The 24,771-nt window shown below is 59.1% G+C and carries 29 protein-coding genes; 10 read left to right on the plus strand and 19 right to left on the minus strand.

All coding sequences use genetic code 11. The features are described from left to right. Positions 1-2: 2 nt before the first annotated feature. From MC269_RS10625 to MC269_RS10650, 6 genes are all read right to left on the minus strand, one after another. Positions 3-947 carry a transketolase family protein gene (locus tag MC269_RS10625; RefSeq protein ID WP_239952368.1) on the minus strand — a complete coding sequence of 315 codons (945 nt, stop codon included), beginning with the start codon at positions 945-947 and terminating at the stop codon, positions 3-5. Further along, positions 940-1,770, minus strand: coding sequence for a transketolase (locus MC269_RS10630; RefSeq protein WP_239952369.1), 831 nt, complete (start codon positions 1,768-1,770; stop codon positions 940-942). Before MC269_RS10630 ends, MC269_RS10625 begins: the two co-directional genes overlap by 8 nt. Positions 1,771-1,864: 94 nt before the next feature. Beyond that, entirely contained in the window at positions 1,865-2,971 is a 1,107-nt protein-coding gene (locus MC269_RS10635) for an ABC transporter permease (protein ID WP_081141140.1), read from the minus strand. Positions 2,972-2,973: 2 nt separating this feature from the next. Beyond that, a complete protein-coding gene (locus MC269_RS10640) occupies positions 2,974-4,488 on the minus strand; it encodes a sugar ABC transporter ATP-binding protein (protein ID WP_081141139.1) in 1,515 nt (504 codons plus the stop codon). Continuing rightward, positions 4,485-5,084, minus strand: a complete 600-nt coding sequence (locus tag MC269_RS10645; RefSeq protein ID WP_371824380.1) for a DUF2291 family protein — start codon at positions 5,082-5,084, stop codon at positions 4,485-4,487. The genes MC269_RS10640 and MC269_RS10645 overlap by 4 nt, the downstream gene beginning before the upstream one ends. 20 nt (positions 5,085-5,104) lie before the next feature. After that, complete coding sequence (locus tag MC269_RS10650; protein WP_239952371.1) at positions 5,105-6,046, minus strand: D-ribose ABC transporter substrate-binding protein; 942 nt, start codon at positions 6,044-6,046, stop codon at positions 5,105-5,107. A 183-nt stretch (positions 6,047-6,229) separates the two neighbouring features. Here MC269_RS10650 and MC269_RS10655 point away from each other — a divergent pair, with 183 nt between their 5' ends. Further along, positions 6,230-7,177: a sugar-binding transcriptional regulator gene (locus tag MC269_RS10655; protein WP_081141136.1), complete on the plus strand. Its 948-nt coding sequence runs from the start codon at positions 6,230-6,232 to the stop codon at positions 7,175-7,177. A 4-nt stretch (positions 7,178-7,181) separates the two neighbouring features. On the opposite strand, the gene emtA is transcribed toward MC269_RS10655, so the two are convergent. Next, a complete protein-coding gene (emtA, locus tag MC269_RS10660; RefSeq protein WP_239952372.1) occupies positions 7,182-7,811 on the minus strand; it encodes a membrane-bound lytic murein transglycosylase EmtA in 630 nt (209 codons plus the stop codon). Between the two features lie 167 nt (positions 7,812-7,978). On the opposite strand from emtA, the gene ldcA reads away from it, so the two are divergent. Together ldcA and MC269_RS10670 are read left to right on the plus strand one after the other, a co-directional pair. Then, a complete protein-coding gene (ldcA, locus tag MC269_RS10665) occupies positions 7,979-8,905 on the plus strand; it encodes a muramoyltetrapeptide carboxypeptidase (protein ID WP_239952373.1) in 927 nt (308 codons plus the stop codon). A gap of 22 nt (positions 8,906-8,927) precedes the next feature. Continuing rightward, a complete protein-coding gene (locus MC269_RS10670; protein ID WP_239952374.1) occupies positions 8,928-9,590 on the plus strand; it encodes an MBL fold metallo-hydrolase in 663 nt (220 codons plus the stop codon). Here MC269_RS10670 and MC269_RS10675 read toward each other — a convergent pair whose 3' ends face one another. The 3 genes from MC269_RS10675 to MC269_RS10685 form a co-directional block, all read right to left on the minus strand. Next, positions 9,591-10,004: a GNAT family N-acetyltransferase gene (locus tag MC269_RS10675; protein WP_239952375.1), complete on the minus strand. Its 414-nt coding sequence runs from the start codon at positions 10,002-10,004 to the stop codon at positions 9,591-9,593. It abuts the gene before it with no gap. Between the two features lie 21 nt (positions 10,005-10,025). After that, entirely contained in the window at positions 10,026-10,409 is a 384-nt protein-coding gene (locus tag MC269_RS10680; protein WP_239952376.1) for a hypothetical protein, read from the minus strand. Positions 10,410-10,531: 122 nt separating this feature from the next. After that, positions 10,532-10,756, minus strand: coding sequence for a YgdI/YgdR family lipoprotein (locus tag MC269_RS10685; RefSeq protein ID WP_081141130.1), 225 nt, complete (start codon positions 10,754-10,756; stop codon positions 10,532-10,534). Between the two features lie 98 nt (positions 10,757-10,854). Here MC269_RS10685 and MC269_RS10690 point away from each other — a divergent pair, with 98 nt between their 5' ends. Next, positions 10,855-11,211 (plus strand): DUF4186 domain-containing protein, encoded by a 357-nt coding sequence (locus MC269_RS10690; RefSeq protein WP_081141129.1) that lies wholly within the window; start codon positions 10,855-10,857, stop codon positions 11,209-11,211. A 37-nt stretch (positions 11,212-11,248) separates the two neighbouring features. On the opposite strand, the gene MC269_RS10695 is transcribed toward MC269_RS10690, so the two are convergent. Continuing rightward, the gene (locus MC269_RS10695; RefSeq protein WP_081141128.1) at positions 11,249-11,428 is read right to left on the minus strand and encodes a hypothetical protein; all 180 of its coding nucleotides are present in this window, start codon (positions 11,426-11,428) and stop codon (positions 11,249-11,251) included. Positions 11,429-11,641: 213 nt separating this feature from the next. Here MC269_RS10695 and MC269_RS10700 point away from each other — a divergent pair, with 213 nt between their 5' ends. Both MC269_RS10700 and MC269_RS10705 read left to right on the plus strand, forming a co-directional pair. Beyond that, on the plus strand, positions 11,642-11,971 hold the full coding sequence (locus MC269_RS10700) for a hypothetical protein (protein WP_081141127.1): 330 nt from the start codon (positions 11,642-11,644) through the stop codon (positions 11,969-11,971). Between the two features lie 63 nt (positions 11,972-12,034). Beyond that, the gene (locus tag MC269_RS10705) at positions 12,035-12,598 is read left to right on the plus strand and encodes a hypothetical protein (RefSeq protein ID WP_239952377.1); all 564 of its coding nucleotides are present in this window, start codon (positions 12,035-12,037) and stop codon (positions 12,596-12,598) included. Positions 12,599-12,627: 29 nt separating this feature from the next. Here the strand turns inward: MC269_RS10705 and MC269_RS10710 are convergent, their stop codons facing one another. From MC269_RS10710 to MC269_RS10720, 3 genes are all read right to left on the minus strand, one after another. Next, on the minus strand, positions 12,628-12,834 hold the full coding sequence (locus tag MC269_RS10710; protein WP_081141125.1) for a DUF2767 family protein: 207 nt from the start codon (positions 12,832-12,834) through the stop codon (positions 12,628-12,630). Positions 12,835-12,963: 129 nt separating this feature from the next. Continuing rightward, positions 12,964-14,928 carry a methyl-accepting chemotaxis protein gene (locus MC269_RS10715; RefSeq protein ID WP_239952378.1) on the minus strand — a complete coding sequence of 655 codons (1,965 nt, stop codon included), beginning with the start codon at positions 14,926-14,928 and terminating at the stop codon, positions 12,964-12,966. A 231-nt stretch (positions 14,929-15,159) separates the two neighbouring features. After that, entirely contained in the window at positions 15,160-16,062 is a 903-nt protein-coding gene (locus tag MC269_RS10720) for an AraC family transcriptional regulator (RefSeq protein WP_239952379.1), read from the minus strand. A gap of 122 nt (positions 16,063-16,184) precedes the next feature. On the opposite strand from MC269_RS10720, the gene MC269_RS10725 reads away from it, so the two are divergent. Then, entirely contained in the window at positions 16,185-17,069 is an 885-nt protein-coding gene (locus MC269_RS10725) for an SDR family oxidoreductase (protein WP_371824335.1), read from the plus strand. Positions 17,070-17,139: 70 nt separating this feature from the next. Here MC269_RS10725 and katE read toward each other — a convergent pair whose 3' ends face one another. Next, positions 17,140-19,404, minus strand: a complete 2,265-nt coding sequence (gene katE, locus MC269_RS10730) for a catalase HPII (protein WP_239952380.1) — start codon at positions 19,402-19,404, stop codon at positions 17,140-17,142. A 351-nt stretch (positions 19,405-19,755) separates the two neighbouring features. On the opposite strand from katE, the gene MC269_RS10735 reads away from it, so the two are divergent. Further along, entirely contained in the window at positions 19,756-20,208 is a 453-nt protein-coding gene (locus tag MC269_RS10735) for an acyltransferase (protein WP_239952381.1), read from the plus strand. A gap of 104 nt (positions 20,209-20,312) precedes the next feature. On the opposite strand, the gene MC269_RS10740 is transcribed toward MC269_RS10735, so the two are convergent. Further along, positions 20,313-20,741, minus strand: a complete 429-nt coding sequence (locus MC269_RS10740) for a GFA family protein (RefSeq protein ID WP_239952382.1) — start codon at positions 20,739-20,741, stop codon at positions 20,313-20,315. Between the two features lie 345 nt (positions 20,742-21,086). Between MC269_RS10740 and MC269_RS10745 the strand changes: the two genes are divergently transcribed. After that, positions 21,087-21,884, plus strand: coding sequence for a helix-turn-helix transcriptional regulator (locus MC269_RS10745; RefSeq protein WP_239952383.1), 798 nt, complete (start codon positions 21,087-21,089; stop codon positions 21,882-21,884). Positions 21,885-21,915: 31 nt separating this feature from the next. Here the strand turns inward: MC269_RS10745 and MC269_RS10750 are convergent, their stop codons facing one another. The 3 genes from MC269_RS10750 to MC269_RS10760 form a co-directional block, all read right to left on the minus strand. Then, the gene (locus MC269_RS10750; RefSeq protein WP_239952384.1) at positions 21,916-22,527 is read right to left on the minus strand and encodes a YbhB/YbcL family Raf kinase inhibitor-like protein; all 612 of its coding nucleotides are present in this window, start codon (positions 22,525-22,527) and stop codon (positions 21,916-21,918) included. 159 nt (positions 22,528-22,686) lie between these two features. Further along, entirely contained in the window at positions 22,687-22,968 is a 282-nt protein-coding gene (locus MC269_RS10755) for a hypothetical protein (protein WP_239952385.1), read from the minus strand. A 98-nt stretch (positions 22,969-23,066) separates the two neighbouring features. After that, the gene (locus MC269_RS10760) at positions 23,067-23,570 is read right to left on the minus strand and encodes a DUF1543 domain-containing protein (RefSeq protein ID WP_239952386.1); all 504 of its coding nucleotides are present in this window, start codon (positions 23,568-23,570) and stop codon (positions 23,067-23,069) included. 397 nt (positions 23,571-23,967) lie between these two features. Between MC269_RS10760 and MC269_RS10765 the strand changes: the two genes are divergently transcribed. After that, positions 23,968-24,744 (plus strand): hypothetical protein, encoded by a 777-nt coding sequence (locus MC269_RS10765; protein WP_239952387.1) that lies wholly within the window; start codon positions 23,968-23,970, stop codon positions 24,742-24,744. Positions 24,745-24,771 lie beyond the last annotated feature (27 nt).

A 24,771-nucleotide genomic window follows, 5' to 3' on the forward strand; every position in this document is an offset into this window, starting at 1 on the left:
GGTCAGGCTCCCGCGCAAATGCGCACTGCGCTGTTAACCACGCTCGCGGCGTCGATGCCGTGATGCGCTCGGGTTGAGGCGCGATCGCCCGCAATAGCGTACTGGCCGTCAGGGATGCCGAGCCGCAGCAGCGGAATGGCGCAGCCCCCTTCCGCCAGCACTTCCGCCACCAGGCTGCCGACGCCGCCGTTGACGTTGTGCTCTTCCACGCTGATCACGGCTGGATAGTGATTTAACAGGTTGCGCAGCTGTTGGGTATCGCAAGGTCTGATGGATGGAACGCTGATCACACCCGCCGCGATCCCTTTTTCAGCCAGTTGCTCCGCCGCGTGAACAATCTCATGCACCGTCGAGCCCATCGCCACCAGCGCAATATCCTTGCCTTCGCGCAGACAATCGATTTTGCCCGGCTCGAAGCGGTAGTTTTCATCGTGCAGCTGCGGCAGATCTTTGCCGTCGAGGCGAATATAGACCGGGCCGACATGCTCAATGGCGTAATCGATAATCTGGCGGCACTCCAGCGGACAGGATGGCGCATAGATTTCAATGTTGCCGAAGCCGCGCATCACCGCGATATCGTCGATGCTGTGGTGGGTGCTGGCGAGCGGGCCGTAGCTGGCGCCGGCGTTCAGGCCGAACAGCTTGACGTTGGTGTTGTTGTAGCAGACGTCGACTTTGACCTGCTCGTTGGCGCGCGACACCAGAAACGGCGCGGCGTTGCAGGTGACGGCGATCTTACCGCCGAGCGCCAGCCCGGCGGCGGTGCCGACCAGCGTCTGTTCGGCGATGCCGACGTTCACCAGCCGGTCGGGAAAGGCTTTAATAAAAGGCGAAATTTTCGCGGTGGAGGTGGAGTCTGCCACCACCGGCACCAGATCGACGCCGCGATTCACCGCGTCGATAAACGCGTTCACCATTACGCTGGCTAAATGTTGTGCATTACTCATCTTTCAGTTCCTCCAGTGCCAGTTCAATCTCTTCGCCCTTCGGCACGCGGTGATGCCACTCCGCCTTGCTCTGAATAAAGGAGACGCCAAACCCTTTCTCGGTGTGCGCCACCACCACCTGTGGCCTGCCGTTCTGCGGCAGGCTTTCCAGCGTGTCGACCAGCTGCGCCATATCGTTGCCGTTGCACTCCGTCACCTCCAGGCCGAAGGCGCGCCATTTTTCCGGTAGCGGATCGGTGTTCATGATGTCGCGCGTCGCGCCCGCCAGCTGCAGCTTGTTTTTGTCGTTGATGATAATCAGGTTATCGAGGCCGTAGTGAGCCGCCACCAGCGCCGCCTCCCAGTTGCTGCCTTCCGCCAGCTCACCGTCGCCGGTCACCACGAAGATGCGCCGCTGGCTGCCATCTTTTTTCGCCGCCAGCGCCAGCCCTACCGCCACCGGCAGGCCGTGGCCGAGCGCGCCGGTGTTGAGTTCGACGCCGGGGGTTTTCTGCCGCACCGGATGGCCCGGCAGATGCGAGTCAGCATGCTGATAGGTCGGCAGCCACTCGGTGGGGAAATAGCCCGCCTCCGCCAGCACGCAGTAGTAACCACCGACGGCGTGGCCTTTCGACTGGATATAGATGTCGCGCTGCGGATCCTCGGTGCGATCCGGCGCGCAGTTAAGAATGCGGAAATAGAGCGCGGTGACGATATCCGCCTGCGACAGATCCGCGCCGGTGTGGCCGCCCGCCGGGCTGCCGGCGTTAAGCTGGATAATACGGCGGCGCACGGCGCGCGCCTTACGCTGCAGTTCGTCGACCGGAAGATTGAAAGGATTCATCTCTCACCTCTGAATTAAAAATCATATACGAATATATATTCATAGTGGGTAAAAAAAGGGGTGCAGCAAAACAGCTCGCCTGCACCGCCACCGATTAACTTTTCGCCTCGCCACCCTCCTCGATCAGCGCCTTCTGCGCCACCACCGCCGCTTTCTGCTGCATGCGGTTTTGCATCTGGTCGATGATGACGGCGATGATGATAACGATGCCCTTGATCACCATCTGCCAGAATTCGCTGACCCCCATCATGATCAGGCCGTCGGCGAGAAAGCCGATGACAAAGGCGCCGACCAGGGTGCCGAGAATGGTGCCGCGTCCGCCCGCCAGCGAGGTGCCGCCCAGCACCACCGCCGCAATGGCGTTCATCTCAAACGAGGTGCCATTGGCGGGATGGCTGGCCACCAGCTGCGACGACACCACGATGCCCGCAATCGCCGCGCAGAAGCCGGAGAGCGTATAGACCCAGATCTTCACCTGTTTCACCTTGACGCCAGAGAGTTCGGCGGCGCGCTCGTTGTCGCCGATAGCGTAGACCTGACGGCCAAACGGCAGACGGCGCGCGATATAGGCGATCACCAGCGCCAGCAGCACCATCATCCAGATGGCGTACGGCAGGCCGAGCAGCGAGCCGGCGCCGATGCGGTCGAAGCCGGTGTTGCCGAGCAGCGGATTGCCCTGCAGGCCTGGAAAGGTCTCCCCGCCCGAAGTGAGCATCGCCGCGCCGCGCAGGATATACATGGTGCCCAGCGTGCAGATAAAGGGCGCAACGTTGTAGCGCGTGATGATCCAGCCGTTCGCCGCGCCAATGAGCCCGCCGATGAACAGCACCAGCGGCACGATGATCCAGACGCTGGGAAAGATGGCGATGCCGAACATCGGCAGCACGATCCCTTTGGTGATCATCCAGCCGGCGATCATGCCGCACAGCCCCAGCGTTGCGCCGATAGAGAGGTCGATGCCGGCGGTGATGATCACGAAGGTGATGCCCAGCGCCAGGAAGGCGTTGATGGCGATATGCTTCACCATAATCACCAGACTGCCCACCGCGAGAAAGTCGGGCACGGTTATCGCAAAGAAGCCGACGATCAAAAACAGCGCGATAAAGGTGCGCAGCTTCAGCAGCAGCAGGATAATGCTTTCGCGCGAGTTAAACGCCTTCGCCGGCTGGCCGGCCATCGTCATAGCGTTGTTGCCTTTCATGCTTAAAACCCCTGTGCGCTTGCTTTGACCAGCGCTGACTCTTCCGCGTCGCCGCGAGCGATATCAGCCGTGAGTTTGCCGCCCGACATCACCAGGATGCGATCGGCCACCGCCATGATCTCTTTTAAATCGGAGGTGGAGAACAGCACCGCGATGCCCTGCTCCGACAGCCGCACCATCATGCGGAACACCTCCGCCTTGGCGCCGACGTCGATGCCGCGGCTCGGCTCGTCGAGCAGCAGCAGGCGCGGGTTGGTCAGCAGCGAGCGGCCGATGACCACCTTCTGCTGGTTGCCGCCGCTCAGCGCGCTGATCGCCACCTCCGGCGAGGAGATCTTGATCGCCAGATTGCCGACGGTGTGCGTTACCGCCTCCTGCTCTTGCTGCTGGGCGATGGCGAAGCGGTGCGACAGCCGCCGCCACAGGCTGGCGATGGTGAGATTGCTCGCCACCGACGACACCGGAAAAATCCCGGCGCGCTTGCGATCTTCCGGCACCAGGCTCATACCCATGCGGATGCGTTCGGCGGGCGGCAGCCGCGTCGGCACCGGCTTGCTGTCGAGCCAGATTTTGCCAAGATAGTTGCGCTCGCTGCCGAGCAGGCATTCGAACAGCTCGGTGCGTCCGGCGCCCATCAGGCCGTAGATGCCGACGATCTCCCCGGCGCGCACGTTAAAGGTGACGTCATCCACCACCGTGTTGCCGTTGGGGCTGACGCAGGTGATATGCTCCGCCTCCAGCACCGGCGCGCCGAACGCGCGTCCCTCCGGCAGGAAGTTGCTCATCGGCTCGCTGCCGAGCATCTCGCGCACGATCCAGGGCACGTCGATCTCGCTGACCGCCGCCTCCGCCTGAAAGCGGCCGTCGCGCAGGATGGTGATCCTGTCGCCGATCGCCATCAGCTCTTCGAGGCGGTGCGAGATGTAGATGATGGTGACGCCCTGGCGCGTCAGCTCGCGGATCACACGGAACAGGATCTCCACCTCGGTTTTGCTCAGCGCCGAGGTGGGTTCGTCGAGGATCAGAATGTCGGCGTCTTCCGCCAGCGCTTTGGCGATCTCCACCAGCTGCTGCTGCCCGACCTTAAGATTGCCGACGTGCTCTTTCGGCGAAATCGGCTGGTCGAGGCGCGCCATCAGCGCGGCGGTGCGCCGCTCCTGCTCCGCTTCGTTAATCGGCCGAATGCCGCGCTGCAGCTCGCGGCCGAGAAAGATATTTTCCGCCACCGAGAGGTTTTCAAACAGGTTCAGCTCCTGATGCACCATGCCGATGCCGAGCTTCGCCGCGGCGCGCGTGCTGCTCAGCACCACCTTTTCGCCGTTGAGGAAGAGTTCGCCGCTGGTGGGCTGCTGCACCCCGGCGAGGATTTTCATCAGGGTCGATTTGCCCGCGCCGTTCTCGCCGATAATCACGTTGACCTTGCCGCGCCAGACGCGGTAGTCGACGCGATCCAGCGCCAGCGTGCCGGGGAACAGCATGGAGATGTTGTGGGCGCTCAGGATGATGTCGTCGCTCATGGCGCCTCTCCCGATTTCAGCTCGACCGCCATCACATCATTGACGGTGCCGTGACCCATCTCCACCGCCAGCAGCGCCTGCACCGGTTTGCCGACCCAGCTGGCGTCCACCTTCGGCAGCTGCTGCACCGCGTGGCGGTTAAGCGCGCGGGTCAGCTGCGCATACTGCACCTGATTGGTGAACTCCTCGAAGCGGAAACCCGCCGCGTCACGCAGCGCGTTGCTGCGTATCACCGGGCCGATACTGACCCTGACCGGCTTGCCGTTCAGGGTCAGCGTCAGGATGCGTTCGCGGCTGTTGCTCTCATCCAGCGCCGCCACCGTGCCGCTGGCGCGCACGAAGACGCTTTCGCTGCCGCCCGCTTTCACCGTGCTGCTTTTGGTTTCCATATCCGCCCAGCTCAGGGCGTGCTGCTGGGCCACGTCGAGCACCCGGCTCTGCCAGCTCGCTTCGGCGATCTGCTGCGGCGTCTGGTTGCTGTAGCCGGGTTTCGCATGGGGATCTTTCGGCATGATCGGATTGCCGCTGGCGTCGAGATCCACCACGGTACAGCCGCTTACTGCTAACGCCAGGCTAATGGCCAGAATGGCCCGCATCCGCTTCATGCCGCCTCCGGTTATTTCGCCAGGTTAAAGTTTTTCAGCTTCGACGCGTTGCTGTCGTCAATCAGCACGCAGTCCATCAGCTGCTTCTCTTCTTTCTGCGCTTTGCCGTTTTTCAGGTAGTAGTCCGCCTGCTCCACCGCCATCTGCGCCTGCGCCCAGCCCGGCTGCAGCACCGTGGCCTTGATATTGCCTTTGTTGATAATGGAGTCGCGGGTGTAGTCGCTGCCGTCGAAGCCCACCACGATAACGTTGGTTTTGCCCGCCGCCTTCAGCGCCGCCTCCGCGCCCAGCGCCATGGTGTCGTTGCCGGAGATCACGCCGACGATGTTCGGGTTCTTCTGCAGGATGGTCTCCATGCGGCTGAACGCCTCGGTCTGGCTCCAGTTGGCGCTCTGCTGCGCCACCATTTTCAGATCGGTGTAGTCGTCCAGCACGTCGTGATAGCCCTGCGAGCGCACGCCGGCGTTGGTGTCCGACTCTTTGCCCAGCAGCTCGACGTAGCTCCCTTTGCCGTTAAGCAGTTTGGCGAACTTCTCGGCGCCGAGCTGCGCGCCCTGGTAGTTGTTGGAGACGATCTGCGCCACGGCGATGCCGGTTTTGTTGATCTCCCGGTCGATCAGGAACGTCGGGATGCCGGCTTCTTTGGCCTTCTGCACCGGGCCGACGGTGGCGTCCGCGCCGGCGTTGTCGAGGATAATCGCCTTCGCCTTGCGCGCGATGGCGGTTTCAATCAGCTGGTTCTGCTTGCTGACGTCGTCGTCGTGCGACGCCACCAGCGTGGCGTAGCCGAGCGCTTTAGCTTTCTCCTGCGCGCCGTCCGCCTCCGCTTTAAAGAAGGGGTTATCGTGCGACGGGGTAATGATCGCCAGCAGGCCTTTATCGGCGGCGTGCGTGGCGGCCGAGAGCGCCATCAGTGAAGCCAGTAGGGTAAGTTTGACGAGAGGTGCGTTCATTCGTTATTCTCCGCTTGAATAAATATTCAATTGCGATTTTATATGCAACATGACTATGCACCCGCTCTGACCGGGCGCGCAACCCGGAATGTTTAAAAAGCGAAAAGGATCACAAAATGTCCTGCGTTGTGATTTACGGCATCCTGGTTAACAATACCAGGCCGACACAGAGAGGAAGGATGAATGGCGAAACAGGATGAGCAACGGCTGATGGTGAAGATTGCCACGCTTTACTACAGCGAAGGAATGAAGCAGTCAGATATCGCGCAGCTGCTGAAGTTATCGCAGTCGTTTGTCTCGCGCATTCTCAACCGCAGCGTGAAAGAGGGTGTGGTGAAGATCAGCGTGGTGCCGCCCGCCAATATTTTCCCGGCGATCGAGAAGGCGATCGAGCAGACTTACGGATTGCCGCAGGCGATTGTGGTGGACGTGCCGGACAACGCCTCCTCGCTGCAGATCAAGCAGGCGATCGGCTCGGCGGCGGCGCACTATCTGGAGACCCGGCTGCGCGCCGACGAGCTGATCGGCATCTCCTCCTGGAGCGGCACCATTCGCGCCATGGTGGATGCGCTGCATCCGCTGAACGTGCCCTGCAAAGGGGTGATCCAGCTGCTGGGCGGCGTCGGCGCCAACGGCAACGTGCAGGCGACCATCCTGACGCAGAACCTGGCGGCGCTGCTCAACTGCCCGTCGTGGCTGCTGCCGTCGCAGTCGATCGAGCATTCGGTGCAGGATCGTCAGCGGCTCGCCGCCAGCCCCGACGTCGCCGAGGTGCTGGAGAAGTTTGAGCAGGTGGATCTGGCCATCGTCGGCATCGGCGACCTGGAGCCGTCGGCGCTGCTGCGCAACTCCGGCAACTATTACGACGAAGAGATGCTGCGCACCCTGGCGCAGCGCGGCGCGGTGGGCGATATCTGCCTGCACTACTTCGACGCGCAGGGCGAACCGGTGCTGAGCGCGGAGGAAGATCCGGTGATTGGCATGGAGCTGGCGCAGGTGCGCCACTGCCAGCAGGTGGTGGCGCTGGCGGGCGGCAAAGAGAAAGCGCACGCCATTCGCGGCGCGCTGCGCGGCGGCTACGTCAACGTGCTGATCGTCGATTACCCCACCGCGCGGCTGCTGGTGGAGTAACGTTTTAGATGGTGCGGTACGCCGTGGTCACCTTCCAGAGGTAGCGCGGCGCCTGCGCGGCAGGATGCTTGTTCTGCACGTGCTGGTAGAACTCGTCCGGCGACATGGCGTTAATCATGGCAATGGCGCGATCGCGGTCGCGCGAGAAGGTGCGCAGCAGCGCGCCCGCGCCGTTGGCGTAGGAGACGATGGTGGCGTAGCGCAGCGTCAGCGGATCGCGAATGCCGGCAAGCGCCGACTGCTGCAGGATTTTGATATAGGCGGCGCCGATATCGATATTTTTTGCCGGATCGCGCAGCTCGGCGTTAGAGGGCTGGCCGCGACGTCCCTGCACGCGATAGACCTCCCTGCCCGCCGTCGCGGCTTTAATCTGCATCAGGCCCACCGCGTTGGAGCGGCTGACGACGCGGGGATTGCCGCCCGACTCGACAGTAATAATGGCGCTGAGCAGTTTCTCATCAACGCCATAATGACTGGCGGCATCTTCGGTGAACATCGCCCAGGCCGCGTTGATATTTGACGGTGGCGCCTGGGTTAACGGCGTGTTGGGTTGTCTGACGACCTGTTTTGGCGGCTCGCTGGCGCAGCCGGCGAGCAGCAGCGCGGAAAGGGCAAGGTATCGAAATTTCACCAATTATTCATCCTGATGCAATAGGGTCGCAGGCTATCATACCTGGCGCGCGCGGCAGCAAAATTGCCGTTTATCTTAATTGCGTAAAAAAGCGTGTCGCGCAGTGACTTCCGTCGCGCTTTTCGTCATCATCGGCCAGATAATCGCCCGCTAACCGCAGGAATAGCCTTATGATTTCGCGCTCCATCCACCTCGTTTCGCCCTCTGGATATTGTCACAATCAGCCCGCCGCGTGGCGCGGCGTCGAGCGGCTGCGCGCGGCGGGCCATCAGGTCGATAACCTGGAAACCCTCACCCGCCGTTTTCAGCGCTTCGCCGGCACCGACGCCGAGCGGCTCGCCGAGTTTAACCAGCTGGCGCAGCTTGAGACGCTGCCCGATATCGTGCTGGCGGTGCGCGGCGGCTACGGCGCCAGTCGGCTGCTGGCGCAGATCGATTATGTCGGCCTGCAGCGTCGCCTGCTCAATCAGCCGCTGGCGCTGTGCGGCCACAGCGACTTTACCGCGCTGCAGCTCGCCCTGCTGGCGCAGACCGGGCTGGTGAGCTTCAGCGGTCCCATGCTGGCGGGCAACTTCGGCGCGGAGGCTTTATCTGAATTTACCCTGTCGCACTTCTGGCAGGCGCTGACTTCGCCTACAGTCAAAGTGGGCTGGCGCAGCGAGACGCCCGACGCCGGCGAGTGGCAGGGCACGCTGTGGGGCGGCAATCTGGCGATGATCTGTTCGCTGATCGGCACGCCCTGGCTGCCGCAGTTCGACGACGGCATTCTGGTGATCGAGGATGTCAATGAGCATCCGTTCCGCATCGAGCGCATGCTGATCCAGCTGCAGCAGAGCGGCGTGCTGGCGCGACAGCGCGCCATTATTACCGGCAGCTTTACCAGCAGCGCGCTGAGCGACTATGACAACGGCTTTGATTTCGCCAGCGTCTGGCGCTATCTGCGCGACCTCACCGGCCTGCCGGTGATCAGCGATCTGGCCTTCGGTCACGACGCGGATACCGTCACGCTGCCGCTTGGCGCCCGCGCCTGCCTGCGCGTGGCCGACCACCAGGCCGAGCTGCAGGCCACCGGCCATCCGGTTTTACCCGAGCAATAAGCCGTTCTCAGGGAGATCGCCATTGAAGCCGCTGTACGACGATTTGTGGATCTCCACGCCGGAATTTCCGGTAGAAGAGGCCGTCAACGACCTGATGATGCACGGCTTTATGCTGCGCCATCCGCGCGGCAACCTGCTGATTGGCCGCGTTGAGCATCCGCTCGATCACGAGGCGCTGGCGGACGAAGGCGGCGTCATCCGCCACTACCTGACGCACTGGCATGAAGCGGCGCCCGGCGCACGCGCCATCCAGCAGCGCTTCAGCAGCGCGCTCTACTGCCACAGCCGCTCGCTGGGTCCGGTCAGCCGCGTGCTGGAGCCGGACGATACCTTTACCCAGCAGGAGACGCACTTCGGCGACTTCCATCTGCTGCCGACGCCGGGCCATACGCCGGGCAGCAGCAGCTTTCTCTACCATTCTCCACTGGGACGCACCTACCTGTTCGTCGGCGATACCCTGACGCGCGACCATCATCGCTGGATCACCGTGCTGGTGCCGGAGAGCAACCCGCACGAGCTGCAGCAGTCGCTGGAGTTCTACCGCACGCTGCGTCCCGACGTGGTGCTGCTGAGCACCACGCGCGGCCATCTCTCCTGGGTAGAGGTGACGCTGCAAAGCTGGCTGGCGGCGATTGACGAGGCGGAGCAGCAGCCGCTGGATATGCGCCAGCAGCCGCTGTTTTAGCTACAGCGCCTTGCTGAGGTAGTGGCGCTGATGGTGACGCGGATAGCGATCGAGGCTGAAACGCAGGGTGTAACCTAATTTTTCATAGAACGGGCGCGCCTGAAAGCTGGCGGTATCGACCTGCGCGTAGCGACAGCCGCGCTGACGCGCCTCCGCTTCCGCCGCCCTGATCAGCTGCGTGCCGACGCCCTGCCCACGCAGCGCGTCGCTGACCCACAGCATGTCGATGCGCAGCCAGTTGCCGGTGGTAGAGCCGGTCAGCCCCGCCAGCTTGACGCCGTGCTCGTCGGTGACGAAGACGCCGATCGCTTTTAACTCGTCGATATTGATAAAGCGGCTGTTGAAGGCATTCAGTCCCAGGCGTACCTCATCAAGATCCTGATGGGTTACCCTCTCCGTCACGTTCAGTTGCATAGGCTCTCCGGCTAAAGCGGGTTAAGAGTGCGGATGGTCGCGATCGTCATAGCGCTCCAGCGACAGCTGCTCGACATCGCGCGTTTCGCTGCGGCTACAGGGTAACAGCCGGTCGCTGTCGCGGTAAACGAAGAAGGTTTCCTCGCTGGCCTTGTTGACGATCAGCCGATCGCCGTTGCGAAAGCGGGTAATGGAGACCTTGTCGCCCTCCTCGGTGCGGATCCGCTGCTGGCCTGCGGCGATCTGAAAATGGTGCTGCGGCCACGTCAGGGTGCTGAGGCCATACTCGGCGCGGGAGATGGTCATGGTGGGACGGCCCGGACAGGTGATCTGAAACTCGGTTTCGCTCCAGGCGGGCGCGATATGGCAGCCTAGCAGGCCGAGGGTCACGAGAAGGGCTTTCATTTTTCAGGCTCCGTTGAAGTTATGCTCTGATTTATCTGATTATTTTCAGAGTAACATATCCAGCAGCCCCATAAAGCGAAACGGCCCGCGCAGGGCGGGCCGAAATGTGTCAAAAGCTGTCGTTAATCCCCGACTTCCGACATATCTTTGATGGCGTCGCGATTGATCTGCTGCTCTTTACCGTAGACGTCTTTATAGGTGATCATACCGGTATCGCTATCCACCTGCGGCTTGCCCTGCGCCACAATGGTGCGGCCGTCGTTGGTGTGCAGCACATGGTCGTTGGCGCAGCCGGCCAGCATCAGGCCCGCGCTCAGCATAGCGATCATCGTGAGTGTTTTTTTCATGTTTCCTCCTTGCCTGGGTTCGCATTAGGTTTAGCACAGCGTGACGAAAGCGAAACCAGGAACAGGTTGAAAACGCATTGATTCCTAAAGGAGATGTCATGACCCGCGAGGATGCGCTGTTTCAGCGGCTGGCGCAGTCGCCGTTTCGTCGCCGCTTTCATCTGGGGGCGAAAGAGCGAGCGTACTGTCTGGCGAAAGGACCCGAGGTGATCGATCGGCACGCGGCGGATTTCGTCGCGCAGCGTCTGGCGGCGGCGGAGCCGGTTAACGACGGCAAGCAGACGCCAATGCGCGGTCATCCGGTGTTTATTGCCCAGCATGCCACGGCGACCTGCTGTCGCGGCTGTCTGGCGAAGTGGCACCATATTGCGGCCCATCAGCCGCTGAGCGAGGCGCAGCAGGCCTGGATCGTCGCGGTGATCCACCGCTGGCTGGTAGGGGAAATGAATCGATAGAAGCCCGGCGCCGCATCCTGCCGCGCCGGACGGGGGATTATTCTGCAGCCACCTCGGCGGCGATCAGCATCAGCGCCATGTAGGCGTTTTCCTCGTCGAACGTCTGCATTACGTCGCGGATCGCCCCAACGCATGCCATTACCTGTTGCTTTTTTTCAACCTCAAGCTTTTCAATCGCATGACGGATAATCATTAGACTGGCTTCTTCTTCTTTCATTAAATTTCCCTTAAATCGCCCAACTGGTGCGCAAAGATGGCAAGAATACCTTTAATGTGCTACTCAAGTCACCCTCTGGCACGCTTAAAGCTTAACTATTAATCGAACTGCAAATGGGAAGCCGCGCCAGACCTGCTATGATCACAATAGCCGGGACGCAACGCGTCGAAATCAGCGCCACGGGATTCCCAGGGATTGAAGCAGGTACAGGATATGTTGCGACTCACGCTTTTCACTATTATTACGCTGCTTGCCGGCTGCGCCTCCGGCCCGAAAGGGGTGGAGTGCCCGGGCGAAGTCAGCACCATCTACGGGCAGCCGATGGGCCAGACGCGGGCGACGATCTTCGATCTCGTCAGCGCCTTCACCATCAGCCGCGACGGGGTTAACGTGCAGAGTGGGACACTGCAATCGCTGGATCGTTTCAAATATGTGCCTTCCGCCGTCACCCCTGAAGGCTATTACGCGCAGCGGCTGTCAGATAAGCAGTTCCGCCTGATCAACCCGCACGAAGATACGATGATTACCTGGACGTGCCCCTGAGCGTGCGTCCTGCGGCCAGATGGTTTATTGTCAGGGGCTTGTCAGGCTGCAGGCTCACCTCGTATGGAAAAGCGACTGGATAACAACGGCTATATCGATTTCCCCTTCCCCGCCACGCGCAACGAGGATGGCTCGCTGAACCCGTGCGGCATTGACCTCACCCTGCAGACCGATCGCATTGATGAGATTGCGGTGCTGGCGCAGTCGGCTAATCTGCGTCGTTTGCTGGAAGAGATTAATCTGCAGGACGGGCTCTTTATGACGCTGGCCTGTGACTGGCAGCAGCGCGACGACGCGGTGTGCGGCTTCGTCGATTTCGCCTTTCGTCCCGAACTGCCTGAGACGCAACAGGAGACGCTGACGCTCGATCAGGCCTTTGGCCGCTATCTGCGCGAGCAGGCGGCGCAGCACGGGCTGGAGCCGGACGCGCTGATTAACTTCGCGCGCTGCGTGCTCGACTGGGGCTGGTCGCCGCTGCGGCAGCGTGGACGGGAGTATGAAAAGGTCACGGTGATGTACTACTGCCAGCAGCGTGATGAGGCGGAATGGTGCCTCGATCATCTGCGCCATTTTCTGGCGAGCTGGTATCCCGCCTGCCGCCAGACGCCAGCAGCGCGGCAGGCATAAAAAAACCGGCGCGGTGGCCGGTTTGACATTCAGGGCTTGACCAGGCGAATAGCGTGCTCCAGCATGCGCTGCTCATCGCGCTCGCTGTGGGATCGATGCAGCCGCGCGCGCTTCAGCAGGCCGGAAATCTCTTCCCGTTTGGTTTCGTGGCCCGACTCCGCCAGCACCACCACCGCATCGCCGATCACGCGACACACCTCATCGTAATCCTCTTCACTCAAGACATCGCGCTTCATCGCTCCTCCTGTTTCGCCTTGCCGGTCGCTTTATCAGCCTGTCCAGAAACAGTAGTCACGATTGGTACAGGCTGCAAACCCAGCGGCTGAGGAGCGCATCTGCGGTTTAGGGCTGCGTTTTCCCCTGCCTTAGCGACGGGTGGAGAGGGTTTGCAGCACCTTCAGCTCCGCCACCGCCTCCTGCATCGCGTCCATGCCCGCCGTCAGGGTGCGCAGGCTGTCCAGCTGTTTGGTCATATCGGCGCGCTCATGGCGCGTTTGATGACTCATGGCGGCAATGCTGTCGGCGGCGTGAATACTGCGTTCCGCCATATCGGTGGCGGTCTGAACGGTGTGGGTCGCTACATCGCGAATGCGTGAAATGGTGCTTACCGCCTCGTTGATATTGCTCGCCGTGGCTTCCGCCTGCTCGCGGGAGGAGTGCGCCAGACGGCGCACCTCGCCCGCCACCACGGCAAATCCCCTGCCCGCCTCGCCGGCGCGCGCGGCTTCCACCGCCGCGTTAAGCGCCAGAATATTGGTCTGGAAGGCGATATCGCTGATGCCATGCGTGATGACGTTGATGCCGTTCGAGATCGCTTCCAGATCGTCCAGCCCTTCGCCCAGGCGGCTTTGCGCCTGCTGGCTCTCTCTGGCGAGATCGCTAATGCCGCGGATGGCGCTTTCGGCCAAGGTCAGCGCCTCGCTCTGGCTCTGGGTGGCCGCCTCCAGCACCGGCAGCGCCTGCACAATCGGAGCTAATTCCTGCTGATAGTTGACCACGCGCGCCAGCACCCCTGACTGCACGCGGTTCAGCGCCTCCCAGCGGCGCAGCGCGCGCTGCGCGTAGTGTGCGGCATAGCTGGCATACTCCACCGGAAAGTGCGCCATGGCATTCGCCTCATGGTTAAAAAACACCAGCGCAGAGAGGGTCTGGTTGATCGGCACGCCAAGAATTTCGCCAAAGCTGGAGAAACCGGCGGCGGGAATGCCCTTAAAGAAATGGGCGTCGTGCAGCCGATCGACATTGCCCGCGCGGCGCAGGATGCAGTCGTTCATCAGCACGGCCGCCGGCTTGCCGTGGCGCGCGGTAAACGCCTGCCAGTCGCGCAGCGTGGCCTGTTTGAAATCGGTTTCGCGCATTAAAAAGAGCCGATCGCCAAACTCCAGATCGCAGAAAAAGTGCAGCTTCTGGTTTTCTATCTTTGCCACCGAGCGAATAAAAAAGGCATCGCCGACCTTAACGGCGAAGGTCAGCCCTTTGAGCCGCTCCGTCAGCTCTTGCTCGCGACATGCCAGATGCTCCGCCAGCGCCTGGGTAAAGGGCTTCTGCTGTCCCTGCGCGTTGAACACCGAGGTCAGGGTGCGCGTCACCGGATCCGCTTCTGCAATAAGCCAGCTTTTATTCAGCGGCTCAAAGTTCTGGCTCTTAAAGGGCGAGAACGATTTTCCCGCCGCCATGCGGCAGAACACGATAACGGCTTTGCCCTGCAGCACGCGTCCGCCGACGCCGATCCAGGTGCCGTCGAAGCTCACGCGGCCGCCGGCGGAGCCGCCAATTGCCAGGCAGGGAAAGCGGCCGCTGTTGTACCAGGCCTGCATCAGAAAACCTTCCGACGCCGAAAGCCCGTCGCAGTAGATCATGGCGAAGGTGCGGTCAGCGGAGAGCGGCATCTGCAGCTGCAGCGCGGCCAGTTCCCCTTCGATGGCACGAATGCGATCGGTCGCCGTATGGGCATCATCAAGATGCAGGTCGACGATATGAGTTTCATGCTGCGCAATCAGGCTGCGGGGCAGCCAGAGCCAGCTTCCCTCTTGTCCATCCCCTTTGCAGTAGGTGGTCTGCCTGCCGCTGGCGCTGAGCGCGCCGTTGGAGGAGAGCGTAATCACGGTCAGATCCGCTGAGGTAAAACGCTGCCATGCCTGGCTGACCTGATGGAAATTTGCCTCCGGCGGCACGAACGTCAGCAGGATGCCCGCCGCGCGCCGGTTGATGCCTGCCGCAGAGAGCGATGCCGGTAGATCCTGACAGTTAAAAATACCGTTAGCGGGCTGTGACGCGCCGGCAAAACGGGAACCGATAACGCTTTTACCCATTCTCTTAAAGAGAGACATATTATTATTTCCGCTGTAATCAAAGAATTGCTGGTGTGTTGAAAAAAGAGGGGCTAAAAGCAGGTCCGTTCGCAATCAGTACTCATGTTCCCTGTTCAGCGCTAAAGAGGCGCTGAGAGGAGGTTATCGACGCGCACGCCAATAGCTTCAGCGATTAGTGTGATTGGTATCACTGATGTGATATCGGAAGTGTGCGTTGAGGTGGGCAGCAGCAGCCTGAAGGGGCAGAGTTTAGCCCTTGCGCGGCGCGGCGATCTTGCCTGGCGGACAGCCGATCACCTGCTTAAAGGCTTTGGCGAAGGCGCTCTCAGACTCATAGCCAGACGCGGCGGCTACCTGCGCGATGGTGTCGTCTGAATGGGTCAACCGCTCGCAGGCCATCAGCATTCTCCACTGCGTCAGATAGTCGACAGGCGCGATCCCCACGGTTTGTTTAAATCGTCTGGCAAAGACCGCACGCGACATGCCCGCCTCGCCGGCAAGCTGCGCGAGCGTCCATTTTTGTTCGGGATGCTGGTGCATACTGACCAGCGCAGCGGCCAGTTTTTTGTTGCGCAGAGCAGCCAGCCAGCCGGTGTTCTCACTGCTGCTGGCATAGAGCCGCAGCGCCTGTATCAGCAGCATAAATGCCAGCTGCTGCACTATCAGCGCGCTGCCTGGCTGCGGCGCGCGGATCTCCTCAACCATTCTTTCCAGCGCCCACTGCATTGCGGCCCTGTCTGCGGGGTTGCGGATATGCACCACGGTCGGCAAGGGATCCAGCAGCATCTTCGCCGCGCGCCCGGCCAGCAGAAAGTGGCCGCCCGCCAGCAAGCAGCCTGACGCTGCGTCCTGTACTTCGGCTGCCGCAGAGACCATACCGGTGCGCACACGGGTGAAATCCACCGTTGGCGCCGACAGCGCGGTTGCCAGCCTGAAAGCGGGCCCAGGCGGCAGCAGAAAGCAGTCGCCTTTTTGCAGCCTTAGCGGCGCACCTCCCTCTACCGCGAGCCAGCACTCGCCCGAGACGATGGCGTAGCATTTTACGCCGTCATGAGAAGGCCACTGCACCGACCGTTCAGGCGCGAGCATCACGCCGCCCGAGACATAGCTTTCCGGTTTAAGCAGCGACAGCAGCTGTGACAGTAAATCCATCTTAATCTCAGACTATCAGACATAAAAAAGCGACTTTATCACATAGATCGTATTGGCGACCGCGCTTACAGTGACCCTGCTGGATTGACAGTGCAATCCTCCCTACTGATAAGGCAGAGAGCATGCGTATATTTTTGACAGGAGCGACCGGATTTATTGGTTCGGCGGTGGCGGCGCAGCTTATCGCGGCGGGCCATCAGGTGACCGGGCCCACCCGCAGCCAGCAGGGAGCTGCGGTGCTGCGCGCGGCGGGCGTTGAGCCGCTGGCGGGCGATATCACCGAGCCGGAAAGCCTGCGGCGCGGCGCAATGGCCAGCGATGGGGTTATCCACACCGCGTTCAATCACGATTTTTCGACCTTCCCCGCAAACTGCGCAAGGGACGGGCTGGCGATCGACGCTCTCGCCCGCGCGCTGCAAGGCTCGTCACGTCCTTTGCTGATCACCTCGGTTGTCGGGATGGGTGCGGACAAACCCGGCGCGCTCGCGGTGGAAAATCACTTCAATGCTGAACAGCCCAACCCGCGTAAAGCGTCAGAGCTGGCGGGCGTCGCGGCGTTGAGCAATAACGTCAACGTCTCTTTTATCCGCCTTTCTCAGGTGCACAACCGGGTAAAACAGGGCCTGATTACGCCGCTGATTGCGCTTGCCCGAGAGAAAGGCGTGTCGGCCTGGATTGACGATGGGGAGACTCGCTGGTCTGCGGTGCATCTGAACGATGCGGCAGCGCTCTACCTGCTGGCCCTGAACCGGGCGGCGCCGGGCAGTCGATATCACGCCGTGGCTGAAGAGGGTATTCGATTGCGCACCCTTGCCGAAACCATTGGACGCCTGCTTGACCTTCCGGTGAAAAGCATCAACGCTGCTGACGCCGCCGCGCACTTTGGCTGGCTGAGCAAGTTTGTCGCGCTGGATATGTCAGCCTCAGGCGCCCTCACCCAGGCGCAGCTGGGATGGCAGCCGACGGGTCCGGGCTTGCTGGCCGATCTTGCGCAGATGCGTGTTTAACTGCCCCCTTACACGAAAAAAGGGCGCCATGAAAACATGGCGCCCCGGTTTCCTCTCCTGCGGGATCCCGTCAGGCCGGAATGGATTTAGCCTTCTGGCTGCGTGACCAGACGCGGTGCGCCTTCATCGCCTGCGTGAACTGCGCCATCAGCGCGCTCTCCGCTTTGTCGCCCTGCACAATTCCCTCTTCCTGGTCCGCATCCTCCAGACCGAACTGTGCTTTAAAGCGGCGCGCGCCACCCACCAGCCCAATCACCTTGAGATGCTTGTAGGCTTCCAGCAGGAAGTAACGGGCATCGCCGCTCAGCAGCAGCGCATCAATATTGCCGTCCGGCACGATCGCCGCGTCAAACGTCAGAGAAGGCAGACCGGCGAAGGTGGCGTCGACCGGCAGCACGGAGCCGTCATCGGCGCGCACCTGGCCCATATGCGGCGCCAGCAGTTTGGCGTGCACGCCTTCGGCTTTCAGCGCCTGCAGGATGCTCAGCACATCGGCGGCTTTGACGCCATCGCTGATCAGCAGCGCGACCTGACGCCCTTTGATTTCGCCATCAGGCTTCGCATAGAGGCTCAGGCTCTCATCTTTGGTCAGGCCATTTACCGCCGCCGGCGGCTGAATATTACGCTGCTCGTCGGTCAGGGCGATGCCGAGGTTATCCGCCACGCCCTGCGCCAGTGCGATATCGATGCGCGCCAGCTGATCCACCACGCGCTCGCGGATATAGGCGCGCGCCACCTTGCTCAGCTCAAACGAGTAGGCGCCGATGATGTGCTGCTGCTCTACCTCGGTCTGGCTCAGCCAGAACAGACGCGGCTGGGCATAGTACTCTCCGAATGAGGGGCTACGCTCGCGCACCTTGTGGCCTTCCACCCGCTCCTGATAGCTTTCAAAACCGCCGCCTTCAGCAGCCGGCGGCGTTTCGCGCGGCCAGTTGTCGTTGATGGAGTTCGGCTCGTAGTTGGCCGGGTTGGTATCGATATCCTGACGATGCATGCCCTGACGCTGGAAATTATGGTAAGGACAGGTCGGACGGTTGATCGGGATTTCGTGGAAGTTCGGCCCGCCCAGACGGCTGATCTGGGTGTCGGTGTAGGAGAACAGACGCCCCTGCAGCAGCGGATCGTTGGTAAAATCCAGGCCCGGCACGATATGGCCAGGGTGGAAGGCCACCTGCTCGGTTTCCGCGAAGAAGTTGTCCGGGTTACGGTTCAGCACCATCTTGCCGACGATCTCGACCGGCACCAGCGCCTCCGGGATCAGCTTGGTGGCGTCGAGAATATCGAAGTCGAATTTGAACTCATCCTCTTCCGGGATCAGCTGCAGCCCCAGCTCATATTCCGGGTAGTCCCCCGCTTCAATCGCCTCCCACAGATCGCGGCGATGGAAATCGGGATCGCGACCGGTGAGCTTCTGCGACTCATCCCACAGCAGCGACGCTTTACCGGCCACCGGCTTCCAGTGGAAACGAACAAAGGTCGCTTTGCCTTCGGCGTTGATCAGGCGGAAGGTGTGGATACCGAACCCTTCCATGGTGCGATAGCTGCGCGGAATGCCGCGATCGGACATCGCCCAGATGACGTTATGCATGGTTTCCGGCTGCAGAGAGACGTAATCCCAGAAGGTGTCATGGGCGCTCTGGCCCTGCGGAATTTCGTTGTGCGGCTCTGGCTTAACCGCGTGCACAAAGTCAGGGAATTTATGCGCGTCCTGAATAAAGAACACCGGCGTGTTGTTGCCGACGAGGTCAAACACCCCCTCTTCGGTGTAGAACTTGGCGGCGAAGCCGCGAATATCACGCACGGTATCGGCGGAACCCGCGCCGCCCTGCACTGTGGAGAAACGCACGAAAACCGGCGTGGTCTGCTCGGGATCGCTGAGGAACTGCGCTTTGGTAAGATCTTTTAACGAGCGGTAAGGCTGAAAATAGCCGTGCGCCGCCGAGCCGCGCGCGTGCACGATGCGCTCCGGGATACGCTCATGGTCAAAGTGCGTGATCTTCTCACGCATAATGAAGTCTTCCAGCAGCGTCGGACCGCGCGAACCGGCGCGCAGCGAGTTTTGATCGTTGGCGATGCGTGTGCCCTGATTGGTGGTAAGGGCGCGGTCGGTGCCGTTTTTACGGCTGGCTTCGAGCTGGTCGAGTTTGGCGTTATGCGTCTGCGGAGCTTTCAGGCTGCCTGGCGCGGTTGGCTGTTTGCCCGGCGGGGTCGGCTCAGGCGAAGGCTGATGCGACCCATCCTTCGGTGCCAGCGAACCTAAACCCGGTTCTGAGGATTCAGGGCCCGTGGTGGGCGCGCGGTGGCTCAGTGGTTGTTTCTCTGTTTCTTTCGACATTAACCCATGCTCCAGCGGTTGGTTTATTTTTTTAACGACATTAAAGATAGAACAACCTGAACGAAGCTGCGGGTTAAGGCGGGCAATAAAGGTGACGGTGGTGGATTTTTGCGCGGTTTGACCTGTTTTCGCTGCTAAGGTCGCAGGGTTTTGGGTGGATGCAGCCGGCAGGAACCGGCCATCATAGCCGGGGACGAGAATCGATGTTGCGAAAGCAAAGTACAACAGGCTGGCTGGTCTTAGCCGCGTCAATTCGGCGTAGATTTTTCATCTTTACTAAGTAAAAAATTACGGCATTCTGGCTTTTTAACCGATCTTAACGCTAAAGAGTGAAACCAGGTAAAAGGTGATATGCAGATTTTCGAAAGCACTATTCGCGATGTTGAAGAAGGGCAGAATGTCAGGGTTGTTATGCCTGTGAATATTTATGAATGTAAGCTGGGCGACGATGTCTTTATTGGTCCCTTTGTTGAAATACAAAAAGGGTGTGTTATCGGCAGCAGAACCCGCGTCCAGTCTCATACATTCATCTGTGAAAATGTGACAACGGGTAAAGCGTGTTTTATTGGGCATGGCGTTAACTTCGCCAACGACTTGTTTAAAACGGGTCGTCCTGACACGACCACGGATAACTGGATCCGCATTGTATTAGGCGATGATGTAACCATAGGTAGCGGCGCAACCATTTTGACAACTGAAATCTGTAGTGGCGCGGTTGTCGGCGCAGGCAGCGTGGTGACCAAACCCATACTGATTAAAGGTATCTATGCGGGTAACCCCGCCAGGCTGTTAAGAGAACTTTAACCGTAAAGGCAACGCTGTTTGTTAACGTCCGTTAGCCTCTGGTTTGGTTAATAGCCAACGTGTTTATCATTTTACTACCCGATACCAGAGGCAAGGAGCCAGCATTAGAGCGCGATATTCAGGCTTTCTAAAAGTGATGCCAGTGAATCGACAGCGCCTGGATGGTGGTTAGCTGAACGCGTTTTATCCCAGGGCATGGCATCATCAGTACAGAAATCGCCTGCACATTCCATGTCACTGCTTTCATCCAGTAAACCCACAGGGATCCAGACATAAGGTTGGTCGCGCAAAGGATTAGGCACCGTCGAGCCACATAGCTGGCAAAAATCGGTGCGATAACCAGTAGGTTTAGACCATGAAGCGATATGGTTTTCTCCTGTGATCCAGCGAAACCCCTCACCTTTCACCAGCGTGGCGAGATTGTAGCCTACGCCACTCTGCTTTCGGCAAAGCGAGCAGTGGCAGCGATAAAAGCGTGCTGGCTTATCAGATAATTCAAATACCACCGTGCCACACAAACAAGAGCCATTCATTTTAAAACCATCCTGGTTGAGGTTTAGCTACTGTAAAACACAATATCATCTTTTGTGATGCTGAATAAGCGCGCCTGGAGAGGGAGAGTAAACTCCGCTGATGCTCAGGTTTGACGTCCACTTTTCGCTATCAGGTTAATATTGAATCCAACGTGCATATTATTATTCAGTAAACTTGTCAGCAGGCTTCATGGATAAGGTGAATCTCACTTCCGTCCCGGTACGCGACTGGATGGCAGGTCTGCCGCTGCCGGGGGAAATGCCTGGCGGTAATAATTGTCGTGTTATACAGTCCGATAACAGTGACTTTTTTCGTATTTCATTCCCGACATTCAGACAGGACACATGCTTAAAACATCAAGGACATTATGGAGTCGTGAGGCTATAGCCAGTACCGCCCATGTTATTCAGGTCGAACGCTTACTCACAAACCAGATTTTTATTGATGAAACACTGCTGGTTATGGTCCGCCAGGGGCAAAAAAGCATTGCGTGGCGCGGCCAGGATATACTTGTGTCTGCAGGCGAGGCCATATTGGTCAGTGCGGGAAGCTCACTCGATGTAACCAATATTCCTCCATCAAACCACACGCCTTTTGAGGCCGTGTGGCTGAGCTTTCCTTTATTAACGCTATATGACCCCACTGGCGAAAACGAAAGCAATATGCCGCGCGTGCTCCGCGATGTGAGCCTCGTTTTTCGCCAGGCTTTCGACCATGCGGTCATCTCGATTCGGGACACCGCAGGCATTCCCGACAGAGTGGCAATGAAACGCATGGAGGAAATGTGCCTATGGTTAGAAAGTTTCGGTCTGATGCTGAAGCCAGCGGCAAACATAATGCTGAGTCAGCGCATCAGAAAGCTGGTATTAAAAGATCTCCTGAAAAACTGGACAGCATCAGAAATTTCCCGTCACTTTGCCATGTCAGAGGCGACATTGCGCCGCAGGCTTAATGCTGAAAATACCTCTTTCAAGAATGTTGTCACCGAAGCCAGAATGGGACATGCCCTGGCACTATTACAGGTTACAGACCAGACAATATTCCAGATAGCGCTGAGCGTGGGTTATGAAAATCCATCGAAGTTTTCTGCCCGTTTCCGTGCCCGCTATGGTTTTAATCCAAAGCAAATTCGCGTGCAGTAAACGCCCGTTGCCCTGACATAACCTGGAAATATTACCGGCTCTGTATCACTTCCAGACGGGCTGCTGCAAGAATATTCATGTTAGCAAGATAGCCAACCAGAGCCGGAGTAGCATCGGCTGTAACATGAGGCAGCGTGGCAATATTCAGCGCTTTAAGGGTGATCACATAGTGGTGTGTCTGCCCGGCGGGCGGGCATGGCCCACCGTATCCCGGTATACCGAAATCGGTGCGAGTTTGAAAGGCAGGTAACGGCAATCCCTTATTATCTGATCCTATACCAGCCGCAAGCGCGTGGCTACTGGCTGGTATATTGACCACTGTCCAGTGCACCCATCCGTGTCCCGTTGGGGCATCTTTATCAAATATCTCCAGCACAAAACTCTGCGTGCCAGCAGGAGCATGTTCCCATTCAAGAGCAGGTGAACGATTTCCCCCAACACATCCCAAACCCAACGCGGCGCTGCTCAGATGGCTATTTTCAAAGTGGCCATTTTTGATTTCCGGGCTGGACAATTTGAAAGAGACAGGGGGATTAGCCTGAGCCGCACCACTCAAAATGGACAAAATACCAGCGGCAATGATTTTTTTTAATGCATTCACAATATTGACCCGTTGAAATAAAACAGATCCCCATTCTATCAATGACCTTCTCCAGAACGCGCTCCCGCCCCGCTCATGTTCTAATCCAAAACGCTCAATAAACGCTTTGCTGGATCTATTAGCAATTAATTAGCAGCTTCGGTTAGCTAAATTGCATGCCATTGCGAAGTTGCAGAGCGGAAAAGTTGTTCGTTCCTAAAATTACCTGGCTCCGCCGCGCAGTCGATAGCGGTAATATTTAAGGACAACGTATGTTGCTATTTGGCCGTACAGAAAACCGCCCAGTGCGGCCATCAGTATGCCGCCCACCCTATCAAATACATGGGCGCCCACACCCGCACAGCCACCGCATAGCGCGAGCCCGCACCAGGTTTCCCAGTGCCGATAAACGGACTTATATGCGCTCCGCCACCGCCTGCCGCGTTCCCACAGGGATAAATCGGCCAGTTCAGGGATGCTTTTCAGGGTCCAGTAGATTTTCACGGTAGTGTCCTTTCTCCGTTGATTAGGCAGGAATTAAGATAACCTGCCGGGTAGAAAAATGTTTTGCTATTATCGCCGCGCCTGCAGCCTGGCCAGTGTCAGATACCTATAGGTTGATAACCCTGCCACTCTGGTTGATCACGATGTCCAGAGTCGCAGGGAATCAAATGAATAAAGAACTCACCTATCTTTTCAAGCAACAGGCAATCATCCACGTCCTTTAAATTATCCTTATGCTGATGGTCGGTGCCGCACAGCAGCGTCTGTAACGCTTTTTTCCTGGCCTGCTGCGCATTTTCGGCCACAAACAGATCGAATTCATGTAACTCAGCGAGCGTATCAGGCCGGTAGCCCCCTGCATTGACGAAAAATAACCTGTTTGCTGAACGGGAAGGTTCAGCGGACAGAGTGACAGAATATCCGTCAGCCCAGGTAACACGGCTGTAGCCGTCAATATGAATTTTATCTTTATCACCAAACCATACGTCACGAAGAGCGGGCCAGGCATCCTCTGGTTTGTTTGCCGCAACAAACTGGATGTCGTGCACTTCAATGTTGGATTTACCCGCATTGCCGCCAATATAGAACATATACAGATTCATTTAACATCCTCTTTCGGTATGAACATCGCTATACATTTAAATATATAACGACTTGTACTGCAATCCTGTAAAAGATGTTGCCGGGTTTATGAATCTGGGCGTTGATCGGTGTACGAAACCTGCCCTTCGTTACTGCTACTTTAACCCTATCCGGTTGTCATTGCGGCGCCACCTGGGATAAGGTTGATTTCACAGTTGGGTCCATTGCGACTATCGCTAATATACGCAGGCGTAACTGTATTGTGTTTTTCACTCCTGTAACTTCTCCGCCCTTATCCCATTCCTGCGCGCGATCACACTTCTGCATGTCGCCTCGCCCGCTTAACCTTCTCTTAAGAATAATCCTATAGCTTCAGTGCTGCATCAGCCCGTTTTGGGCTTTTCCGGAGCACTCCCTATGCAAAATAAGATCGCAGACCCACTATCTCTGAGTAAAGTTCCTGCCGTCACGGCGGCGTTCTGGTTAACCAAAATCGCGGCGACCACCCTGGGTGAAACCGGCGGCGATGCGGTGACCATGTCAATGAATCTTGGCTACCTGACCGGCACGCTGATTTTTGCCATCATCTTTCTGGTCGCTGTGGTGGTGCAGATTAAAGGCCACAGCTTCAACAAATGGATCTACTGGTTTACCGTGGTGGCCACCACCACCGTTGGCACCACGCTGGCGGACTTTGCCGATCGCTCGCTGGGCATCGGCTATCTGGGTGGTACGCTGCTGCTGAGCACCCTGCTGATCCTCTCCCTGTTTATCTGGCGCGTGACCTGCGGCACCATCGCCGTAAGCTCCGTCAACAACGGCGTTACGGAGTGCTTTTACTGGGTCACCATTATGTTTTCACAAACGCTGGGCACCGCGTTAGGTGACTGGACGGCAGACAGCGAAGGACTGGGCTACGACGGCGGCATCCTGCTGTTTGTCGGCGCGCTGGCCCTTATATGGGTGGCGAGCCGCTTTACCTCGCTTTCGCGCACCGCGCTGTTCTGGGCGGCCTTTATTCTGACCCGCCCGCTGGGCGCGGTGGTGGGCGACTTCCTCGACAAGCCAGTCGCCGCCGGCGGCCTTGCGCTGAGCCGCTATAGCGCCTCGCTGGCGCTAACGGTGATGATTATCGCTTTCCTCTGGCTGCTGCCGCAGCGTCCGGCTATGAAGGCCGCGCCGGCTCAAGGATAAAGCAAACCGGGCGATCCCGCCGGATCG

It is taken from the genome of Pantoea sp. Z09 (assembly GCF_022394795.1).
Lineage (GTDB): Bacteria > Pseudomonadota > Gammaproteobacteria > Enterobacterales > Enterobacteriaceae > Pantoea > Pantoea latae.